This is a genomic window from Winogradskyella ouciana (genome assembly GCF_009709615.1).
GTDB lineage: Bacteria > Bacteroidota > Bacteroidia > Flavobacteriales > Flavobacteriaceae > Winogradskyella > Winogradskyella ouciana.
On record NZ_WJYA01000281.1, the window covers coordinates 1 to 241 of the forward strand.

General features: G+C 68.0%; 1 protein-coding gene. It reads right to left on the reverse strand.

Going from position 1 to position 241, the window contains the following annotated elements; translation table 11 throughout:
- Positions 1-241, reverse strand: a 241-nt coding sequence (locus F1003_RS19165; RefSeq protein ID WP_162307026.1) for an NADP-dependent isocitrate dehydrogenase, incomplete at both ends; no start/stop codon positions are given.

Consider the following 241-nt stretch of genomic DNA (forward strand, 5'->3'; position numbering starts at 1 on the left):
GGTTGGCCTTGGCGTAGTTCTTCACCGAGGCGGGGGCGCGGCGGTCGGAGTTGCCCTCGCGCAGCACCGGGTTGACGGCGCTGCCCTTGACCTTGTCGTAGCGGGCGCGGATGTCGCGCTCCTGGTCGGTCTTCGGGTCGTCCGGGTAGTCCGGCAGCGCGTAGCCCTGCTCCTGCAGCTCGGCGATGGCCTCCTTCAGCTGCGGGATCGAGGCCGAGATGTTCGGCAGCTTGATGATGTT